This is a genomic window from Corynebacterium sp. HMSC074E01, assembly GCF_001808885.1.
In the GTDB taxonomy this organism is placed as follows: Bacteria; Actinomycetota; Actinomycetes; order Mycobacteriales; family Mycobacteriaceae; genus Corynebacterium.
The window spans coordinates 445874-453261 of record NZ_KV794847.1; the positions used below are offsets into that span (position 1 = coordinate 445874).

At 56.2% G+C, this 7388-nt stretch carries 7 protein-coding genes; 6 read left to right on the top strand and 1 reads right to left on the bottom strand.

Annotation, left to right across the window (positions count from 1 at the left end; all coding sequences use genetic code 11):
• The first annotated feature begins 27 nt into the window (after nt 1–27).
• The 6 genes from argH to tyrS all read left to right on the top strand — a co-directional run bounded on the left by argH (nt 28) and on the right by tyrS (nt 6859).
• Complete coding sequence (gene argH, locus HMPREF2537_RS08140; protein WP_070527542.1) at nt 28–1452, top strand: argininosuccinate lyase; 1425 nt, start codon at nt 28–30, stop codon at nt 1450–1452.
• 558 nt (nt 1453–2010) lie between these two features.
• On the top strand, nt 2011–3138 hold the full coding sequence (locus tag HMPREF2537_RS08145; protein WP_070527544.1) for a hypothetical protein: 1128 nt from the start codon (nt 2011–2013) through the stop codon (nt 3136–3138).
• Between the two features lie 38 nt (nt 3139–3176).
• Nucleotides 3177–4742, top strand: a complete 1566-nt coding sequence (locus tag HMPREF2537_RS08150; RefSeq protein WP_070527545.1) for a vWA domain-containing protein — start codon at nt 3177–3179, stop codon at nt 4740–4742.
• Between the two features lie 35 nt (nt 4743–4777).
• The gene (locus HMPREF2537_RS08155; protein WP_070527549.1) at nt 4778–5371 is read left to right on the top strand and encodes a hypothetical protein; all 594 of its coding nucleotides are present in this window, start codon (nt 4778–4780) and stop codon (nt 5369–5371) included.
• Nucleotides 5372–5382: 11 nt separating this feature from the next.
• Nucleotides 5383–5562 (top strand): Trm112 family protein, encoded by a 180-nt coding sequence (locus HMPREF2537_RS08160; protein ID WP_070527553.1) that lies wholly within the window; start codon nt 5383–5385, stop codon nt 5560–5562.
• 37 nt (nt 5563–5599) lie between these two features.
• On the top strand, nt 5600–6859 hold the full coding sequence (gene tyrS, locus HMPREF2537_RS08165; RefSeq protein ID WP_070527558.1) for a tyrosine--tRNA ligase: 1260 nt from the start codon (nt 5600–5602) through the stop codon (nt 6857–6859).
• Nucleotides 6860–7095: 236 nt separating this feature from the next.
• Here tyrS and HMPREF2537_RS12820 read toward each other — a convergent pair.
• On the bottom strand, nt 7096–7388 hold a 293-nt coding region (locus HMPREF2537_RS12820; RefSeq protein WP_168162409.1), incomplete at its 5' end, for a hypothetical protein.

Below are 7388 nucleotides of genomic sequence, written 5' to 3' on the forward strand. Positions count from 1 at the left end.
CACAGTCAAGGTCAAGGTAAGGAATCGATGCACAAGACTAATGAGGGCGCGTTGTGGGGAGGCCGCTTTTCGGGCGGCCCTTCCGAGGCGATGTTTGCCCTGTCCGTATCCACCCACTTCGACTGGGTCCTCGCCCCCTATGATGTGCTGGCCTCCAAGGCTCACGCCAAGGTCCTGCACAAGGCCGGATTGCTGTCGGACGCAGACTTGGACACCATGCTCAACGGCCTCAGCGAACTCGGAGAGAAGGTTGCTTCTGGCGAATTCACCCCACTGCCGACGGACGAGGACGTCCACGGCGCGATGGAGCGCGGGCTCATCGACATTGTTGGCCCCGAGGTTGGTGGACGCCTGCGCGCTGGACGCTCACGCAACGACCAGGTAGCCACCCTGTTCCGGATGTGGATCCGCGATACCATCCGCGATATCGCGCTCCAAGTCACCGACTTGGTGGAAGCTCTGGCTGGTCAGGCTGAAGCTCATCCGGATGCGATTATGCCGGGCAAGACCCACTCCCAAGCAGCACAGCCAGTTCTGCTTGCGCACGAGCTTCTCGCACACGCCCAGCCCTTGCTGCGTGATATCGAGCGCCTCCAGGATCTGGACAAGCGCTTGGCCGTGTCACCTTATGGCTCGGGTGCACTCGCGGGTTCCTCGCTGCACTTGGACCCGGAGGCTATCGCCGAGGAGCTCGGTTTCGACTCCTCCGCGGAGAACTCTCTGGATGGCACGGCAGCACGAGACTTTGCTTCCGAAACGGCCTTCGTCCTTACCCAGATTGCCGTGGACATGTCGCGCCTATCCGAAGAGATCATCTACTGGTGCACCCCGGAATATGGCTATGTCACCTTGGATGATGCCTGGTCCACGGGCTCGTCTATCATGCCGCAGAAGAAGAACCCGGACGTACCGGAGTTGACCCGTGGTAAGACCGGCCGGCTCATTGGCAACCTCACGGGCCTGCTGGCAACGCTTAAGGCGCAGCCCTTGGCCTATAACCGTGATCTGCAGGAGGATAAGGAGCCTATCGTTGACTCGGTGGCGCAGCTGAACCTCTTGCTACCGGCGATGACCGGATTGGTTGAAACGCTGACCTTCCACGAAGATCGCATGCGCGAGCTCGCACCGCGCGGTTTCACTCTGGCCACTGATCTTGCCGAGTGGATGGTGCGCCAAGGCGTTCCTTTCCGCGAGGCTCATGAGGCTTCCGGTGCGTGTGTGCAGATCGCAGAGTCCCGCGGCGTTGACCTGGTGGATCTCACGGATGAGGAACTGGCGGGCGTCGACAAGCGCCTGCTCCCAGAGGTCCGTGAGGTGCTGACCATTGATGGGGCCGTGGCGTCGCGCTCCACTAAGGGCGGCACCGCCGGTGTCCGCGTGGTGGAGCAGCGCGAAAAGGTTCGCGAGCGTGCTCGTGACGCACGCGAATGGGCGCAGACTCCGCTGCGCTAAACCCGCCAGCTTCTTTAACCGCATGGTCCTTATGGCCATGCGGTTCTTTTCTTATGTGGGGTGACATGGAGTAACCCCATGGCTGAAGCACTTCGGACTCCTAGCGCGGAGTCTCAAGATTAAGAGAAAGTGCTCTATGTCTCGGAGGAACAGGTCCTCCAGAAGGGGATGAGCAACCGGTAGCTGCAGATGATTGCCATTGTCTCTGCTATCGGCTCCGGCTTGCCGTTCGGCACACTGACATCGTTGGGGCTGGTTCTATCCTTTAAGTCCGTCAACGGTCATCCTTCCAGTCCGCGTACGGATTCCAGACGGTTCCGGCCATCGGCGTGCTTGTCGACGCCGACAATATCTTTCCCACCTTCGTGGTACCGACTTAGAGTCCGAGATTGATATTATCGCTAACCCTGAGGTCCCGAAGGTCCTCTACTCTTTGGTGGCGAACGTTCCTTCTCTTCTTTAGAGAACCGGGTGGGGCAAGGTGGCGGGCCTCCGCTTTACCCCCTCACCCCTTCCTTTACCCAGCAATGAGAAGAAGATCACTTTATGATTTAGATCATGAACAGCACATCGTCGACGAAGCGCACCAAGTCCTTCGTGATTGCCGGAGTGTTCATCGTCCTCGCCGTGGCCTCCCTTGCGGTAGGGCGTGGAGGTGGTTCCCTGTCGAAGCTCAACATTTTCAAGGACACAATCCATGTCACCGGCGCAGTTAGTCCAGAACTGGAAGCCACCTTTAGGGATCCTGCCGCGTTTAAGGCCTTGGAGAAGCACAACATTGAACTGGAACTTGACGTTGTGCCGGCTCGGGACTTTGTTGATCACACCGGCACCGTGAATAAGGACTATGACTTCATTCTGACGGATCCCAATGGCGCTGCGTGGGTGTCTGATCTGCGCAATGCCAACCCGGAGCTGGCGGAACTGGATGAAGGTTTTCCGATGGTGTTTGGCAATCAGTTGCAGGTGCTGGTGCATAGTGACCTAGTCGAGGACATGAAGGACCACGATTTGGTCACGGAATCCGGCAACTTAGCTTCGTTGAATGTAGAGACCTTGGTGGACATGTCCCAGGAAAACACTCGCTGGCGTGACATTAGCCCAGCCTTCGGATCGCCGCGTGTCGTGGACGTGGCAGTGCCCCAGGTAAGTCAGTCTTTTGCCGCATTGCGTTACGCACGCCTTCTTCGCACCGTTGGGGAGGATTACGCGCAGAAGGAACTAGGACGTGATGACAAGGCGAAGATTGATGCGGAAGCTGATGACATCATGCGGCATCTCGTAGCGGAACAAGGCTACAGTGAGACCACCGAGCAGGGAATCCTCAATGCTTTTCTTCGGGTGGATAAGGGGGAGATGCCCATGGTCTTGGCAACTACCGATCAGTACGTGCGCCTGCGCAATGAGGGCGAGGACCTGTCCCGCTATACACCCCTAGCTCTGGATCCACCGACGACGTTGATCAGCATCGTCATTCCTCGCACTGAGGAGGGAGTGCTGTTTGCTAAAGCAATGAATGAGGACGGCATCCCTGCGGTGATGGAGGGCCTCGGGCTCAGTACGCAGGGCTCCGGCTTCAACCCGAAATTTGATCCATCCAACGATCACAGTATCCCCGTGGACGGCGGCGAATATAGCCAGCTGCGGTGGGCGGATTTCGAGGAAATTCTGCAGGTAGTCGGTTAAGGCTCCGCAGCAACAAGCATCAGGAAGGTTGTGAGGGAATGTTTCGGTCACTGAGAGTGCTGCTCATCCTAGTGGGCACCATGGCGCTGACGGCCTGTTCGATGGGGGATCTGTTCGATGACTCTCAGAAACCCGGCTCCGGGAATTCATTCAGCGGCGGTCTCAGAATCGTGGCGGCAACGGAGCTCGAACCTCTGGAGCCCGTGCTTGCCGACGCCTCCCAAGACCTCGGCTTCGACATCACCATGACCACCGAGGACGGAACGCTGGCGAATTCCCGTACCCTTAAGCAAGGTGGTTTCGAAGGGACCTACGACGCGACGTGGTTTGCCACCAATCGCTATGCGCGCATTATTGGTGCAGATGACCAGCTGGGAAGAGAGCACAGCGTGGCGCGTTCCCCAATAGCTCTCGGCGTGCAGTCCTCTGTGGCACAAGAGCAAGGCTGGACCAGCAAGCAGCCGTCGTGGCAAGAAATCGCTGACTCCGGAATAACTTTTGGCATGACGGATCCTTCTACCTCAAATTCGGGTTTCTCCGCACTATCGGCAGCAACGACCGCTTTTGCGGACACAGGACGCGCCCTCACGGAAGAGGACATCAGGCAGTCCACTGGAAAAGTGCAGAAGCTCTTTGGCAACCAAACCCTGACATCGGGTTCCTCTGGCTGGTTGGCCGACCGCTTCCGCGAGCACCCAGAGCAAGCCGATGCAATTTTTAACTATGAATCTGTGCTCTACCAGCTCAAAGATGAGGGAGCAGACATAGAGGTGGTCATCCCCTCCGATGGAGTGATTTCGGCTGACTATCCGCTGTCTTCCTTGGCGAGCTCTTCGGACAAAGACGCAGAAGCGAAAGTGCAGGCGCTTGCTGAATGGTTTGCGGAGCATCCAGACAAGCTCACAAGTTTCCATTTGCGAGTAGATAGTTCTGACTTGCCCGGCACTGTTTTTGAGCTGCCTTACCCGGCAAACGAGCAAACCGTTGATGCGCTGGAGGCTGCCTTCGCCCATGAACTGCGCAATCCTGGCAACACGGCTTTGGTCCTCGATACCTCCGGCTCCATGGAAGGCGAGCGCATGGATCTACTCAAGAGTAGTTTGCTCCCGCTTATCGACGGCTCAGCTGACGGCACCCCAGATGGCGAAGGTCAAGTTGCCTTCCGAAATCGCGAGCATATCAAGCTGATTCCGTATTCTTCAGAGCCCCAGCAGCCAACTCGTGCACGCGTGGATAAGGATAAGCCGGCAACTACCAAGGAGCTTGCAGACCGCGTGGAACGCCTCGTTGCGGATGGCGATACCGCGACCTTCGAGGCCGTCCTGAACGCTTTCGATGAAGTGGATACCAGCGGCGGCGATATTGGCACAGTGGTGCTCATGACCGACGGCGAAGTTACACGTGGGCGCACATTTGCACAGCTGAAGGAAGCTTATGCGCAGTTGCCCGAGGACAAAAAGGAGATTCCTGTCTTTGTCATCTTGTATGGTGAAGCCAATATCCAAGAGATGGAAGAACTAGCTCAGCTGACTGGTGGCAAGACCTTTGATGCGCTCAACGGTGACCTTGCTGCCGCGTTCGAAGAAATTCGTGCCTACCAGTAAAACAATTCCACCTTTCCCAGGAGGATCTGCACTACATGAACGCCCTGAACTCGCGAAAAGTTGTCGTCGGCGTTGCGGTTACCGCGCTCGTCGTTGTCCTTCATGTCTTAAGCGGCGGTGGATTGGGTTTCCTGTGGCCGGTTGTCGCAATCTGCACAGGTATGGCGGCTGGGTTCGTGACGCCGCCACGGCAGGAGAAGGTTCTGGAGCCTCCCAAAGCCGGAGAAGGCGAGCTTATCCATACCTTGGAGGAAGTCCGATACGCCTTTACAGCGCACAAGCTTCCTAGCCCTGTCCAACGAGCGTGGGATTCTTTCGATGAATCAGCAGTGTGGGTGTTGGACAACTGGCACCGCCTCGATGAGGCTCCGCACCAGCAAGCCCTCGTGCGCGACATGATTGAACAACACTCCAAGGAGCTGGTGAGGTCTTACCTCGATGTGACAGACCTGAAGGATCCGGTTGCTGTCGAGGAGATGAGTGAATCGCTCAGTATCCTGGGCCGCGAAATGGAGCAAATCAAGGAGGCGATTTCCCAGAACTCGGTCCGCAAGCTGCGCAATCATTCTATGGCGCTCAAACTCGAATATGGTGGGACCCTTCCTTCCGTGGAATCTAGGGAAGTGTAGGCTTAGCGCTTATGAGTCTCGATTCGCAACTGCTTGACATCCTGGTGTGTCCGCAGGATAAAGGTCCGTTGAAGTATCTGGCCGAGGAACAGGTCTTGGTCAATGATCGTCTTGGCGTGGCCTATCCCATTGAGAACGACATCCCCGTCATGCTGGTGGACCACGCTACGCCGTGGCCGCGCCAGAACTAGATCTCAAAAGAACGAATCGATTTTCAAAGGAGCCTTCATGAATATCATTGATGAGCTGCAGTGGCGCGGCCTCATTAACCAGTCCACCGATCTCGACGCACTCCGTGAGGCTTGCGAAGAACCCATCACCTTGTACTGCGGTTTTGACCCGACAGGTGATTCGCTGCACGCCGGCCACCTCGTACCGATGATCATGCTTCGTCGCTTCCAGAAGGCTGGCCACCATCCGATTGCCCTGGCAGGTGGTGCGACGGGCCAGATCGGTGACCCGCGCGATGTAGGGGAGCGCACCATGCTCTCGCAGGAGACTATCAACGACAATATGGTCGCCATTAAGAAGCAACTGCGTCAGTTCATTGATTTTGAGGGCGAGAACGCCGCCACCATGGTCAACAATGCTGACTGGACTTCGAAGATGACCGTCATCGACTTCCTGCGTGATGTGGGTAAGAACTTTTCTCTCAACACCATGCTGGACCGTGACACCGTCAAGCGCCGTTTGGAATCTGACGGCATCTCGTACACCGAGTTTTCCTACATGCTCCTGCAGTCCAATGACTATGTTCATCTGCACGATGAGTTTGACTGTGTTCTGCAGATCGGTGGTGGCGATCAGTGGGGCAATATCGTCTCTGGCGTTGATCTCAACCGACGCGTCAAGGGAGCCAAGGTGCATGGCCTGACGGTTCCGCTCGTGACGGATGCCCAGGGGCAGAAGTTTGGTAAGTCCACTGGCGGCGGAAAGCTCTGGCTCGATCCGGAGAAAACATCGCCTTACTCCTGGTACCAGTACTTCCTCAACGCGGGTGACTCTGTAGTCATCGACTACTTGCGGTGGTTTACCTTCCTGAGCCAGGAAGAAATCGCTGAGTACGAGCAGAAGGTTGCCGAGGAGCCCTTCCGTCGTGAGGCACAGCGCCGCCTTGCGCAGGAAATGACCAATTTGGTCCACGGTGAGGAAGCCACGAAGTCCGTTGAGCTTGCCGCACAGGCCCTGTTCGGTAAGGCAGAGCTTGCTGAGTTGGATGAGCAGACACTGGTTGGTGCGCTGTCTGAGACCACCGTCGCTGATATTGCTTCTGGTGAACCACGCACCATTGTGGACCTGTTGGTTGCTTCTGGCCTTGCCGATTCCAAGGGTGCAGCTCGTCGAACCATCAAAGAGGGCGGTGCATACGTCAATAACCAGCGCATCGAATCTGATGAGTGGGAGCCGGCCGCCGAGGACTTGCTACACGGTGCGTGGCTTGTGCTTCGTCGTGGCAAGAAGAATTTTGCTGGTGCCAAGCTCAACTAGTTAGGGTCCACCAACGCCGATTATGCATTGGCAAATCCCGTCGCGTACTGCGGCGGGATTCGTCGTTTTTCGAGGCGAGATGGCGGTGCGAGATCGCAAAAGAGATAAACGATAGATATGGACGTTGACCAGCGGATTTGTTGTTGTGCTGAGCTCTGCGTATATTTATCGAAGTCGCCGCGAGAAGCTGGTGACACGGAGATTAACTCCTAGTTGACAAGATTCAAACTTATTAGCTAGAGTATGAACTCCAGCCGCTCAGAGCAGTGAATAAAAAGATTCAGTGTAAAGAGTGTGCGGATGATGTTTGAGAACTCAATAGTGTGCCAATGTACTTTTTTGTTGGTTGATTTTTTGTTCTGGCCGTGATGCGTTGTATGTGTGTTGCGGTTGGTGTATGCCGGATGGCGCTTTTCCTTTAGCGGCGTCATTGTAAATAACATAAGTTGTTTGGGCGTATGGTTTAAATCTTCTAACGGGCCAGCTCCTTTTTGTGCCCCGTCGGGTTGGGGGTTGGTTTGGATTTTTT